Source organism: Nocardia carnea (assembly GCF_029869215.1).
Classification (GTDB): Bacteria; Actinomycetota; Actinomycetes; order Mycobacteriales; family Mycobacteriaceae; genus Nocardia; species Nocardia carnea_B.
On sequence record NZ_JARWPM010000195.1, the window covers coordinates 1 to 2,168 of the forward strand.

General features: G+C 67.6%; 1 protein-coding gene. It reads right to left on the minus strand.

All coding sequences use genetic code 11. The features are described from left to right. Positions 1-446 precede the first annotated feature (446 nt). Positions 447-1,727 (minus strand): ATP-dependent Clp protease ATP-binding subunit ClpX, encoded by a 1,281-nt coding sequence (clpX, locus tag QH276_RS12950; RefSeq protein ID WP_030523255.1) that lies wholly within the window; start codon positions 1,725-1,727, stop codon positions 447-449. Positions 1,728-2,168: the final 441 nt, after the last annotated feature.

Consider the following 2,168-nt stretch of genomic DNA (forward strand, 5'->3'; position numbering starts at 1 on the left):
GTTCGGCCGTGCGGGCGCCTTTCTCTGTGTGCTCGCGGCGGTCGCGGGGGGGGGCCGGGGGGGGGGCCCCCCCCCCCCCCCCCCCCCGGGGGGGGGGGGGGCGGGGGCCCCCCCCCCCCGCCCCCCCCCCGCCACCGCCGCGAGCACACAGAGAAAGGCGCCCGCACGGCCGAACCATGCAGGCGCCTCGTCGTGATCCGGTGTGCGCCGGACTCCTCCGATAAGCAGCTGTGTCGCCATGACCCGCTCCTGTATCGCCGGAATGTCGAGTGGTCACCGACCATACCGCGAGGGAGCGGCCGGTAAGCCCGGATCCGGTGTCGGAACGGTTGCGGCCCGGCCGCAGGCCGGTACATCGCCCGACCGGGCCGTGCATATCGCCGTCGCAGGCCGGCTACATCGCCCACCCGCAGCCGGCACGTAGCCGCAGTCCTGGCGGCGCTGTCTCAGGCCGACTTGTCGCGGCGCTCCGGGCGCTCCCGCTTACGCGGGACGATGGTGGGCAGCACATTGTCGTTGACGGTATCGGCGTCCACGACCACCTTGGCCACATCGTCGCGGCTCGGGATATCGAACATCACCTGCTGCAGCACCTCTTCCATGATGGCGCGCAGACCACGCGCACCGGTGCCCCGCAGAATGGCCTGATCCGCCACGGCCTCGAGTGCGTCGCGGGTGAACTCGAGATCCACCCCGTCCATCTCGAACAACCGGATGTACTGCTTGACCAGCGCGTTCTTAGGTTCGGACAGGATCTTCACCAGCGAATCCTTGTCCAGGTTCGTCACCGACGCGACCACCGGCAAGCGGCCGATGAATTCGGGGATCAAACCGAATTTGATCAAATCCTCCGGCATCACCTCGGCGAAATGATCGGTGGTGTCGATTTCGGCCTTCGACCGCACCTCGGCACCGAAACCGATCCCGCGATGACCGGTGCGATCGGAGATGATCTTCTCCAGACCGGCGAACGCGCCCGCCACGATGAACAGCACATTGGTCGTATCGATCTGGATGAATTCCTGGTGCGGATGTTTGCGCCCGCCCTGCGGCGGCACGCTGGCCTGCGTGCCCTCCAGAATTTTCAGCAGCGCCTGCTGCACACCCTCACCGGAAACATCCCGGGTGATCGACGGGTTCTCGCTCTTGCGCGCGATCTTGTCGACCTCGTCGATATAGATGATGCCGGTTTCCGCGCGTTTGACGTCGTAATCGGCGGCCTGGATGAGTTTGAGCAGAATGTTCTCGACATCCTCACCGACATATCCGGCCTCGGTGAGCGCGGTGGCATCGGCGATCGCGAACGGCACGTTCAGCATTTTCGCCAGCGTCTGCGCCAGATAGGTCTTACCGCAGCCCGTGGGGCCGAGCATCAGGATATTGGACTTCGCCAGTTCGACGCTCTCCCCGCGCGCGTCGCGACCCTTGTCGCCGGCCTGGATCCGCTTGTAATGGTTGTACACCGCCACCGCGAGGGTCCGTTTGGCCGTGTCCTGGCCGATCACGTAGTTCTCCAGGAAGTCCCGGATCTCCGCGGGTTTCGGGAGCTCGTCGAGCTTGACCTCGCTCGATTCGGCCAGCTCCTCCTCGATGATCTCGTTACACAGATCGATGCACTCGTCGCAGATGTACACCCCTGGTCCCGCAATGAGCTTCTTGACCTGCTTCTGGCTCTTCCCGCAGAACGAGCATTTGAGCAGATCGCCGCCGTCGCCGATGCGCGCCATCGTGTGGGTCCCTACTTCCTTGTTCGCGTGCAACCATCCGTCCAGCTGTCAGCCGGCCGCGCCCGCAGTGGAGCGAATCCGGCAATATCACCCGGATCGAAGGGGCGGTGCTGTCAACCGGGAACACAGGTCCCTGGGTTTGACCGTACCCGGTGTGTGCGATCGAGGTCGACAACTCGGGCAGGTTTCTCATCGCGGTTGTGCGGGGATTCACCCGGATACGGCGTCGGCGCACGATTTCCGGCGCCGGGCCCCGCGGGGCGTGTCGCCCGGCCGGCCCGCTATCCGCACGGCCGGGACCCGCTTCCCGGCCGGGGGGGGGGGGGGGGGGGGGGGGGGGGCGGGGGGGGCCCCCGCCCCGCCCCGGCGGGGGGGGGGGGGGGGGGGTTGGAGAGAAAGAGGGGGGTTGGACGGGGGGCCGGCGCGCCGCGGGGGGGGGGG

Bases quoted from the DNA above. Each gene is read 5' to 3' on its own strand.
- clpX (WP_030523255.1), bottom strand. From the start codon at position 1,727: ATGGCGCGCATCGGCGACGGCGGCGATCTGCTCAAATGCTCGTTCTGC.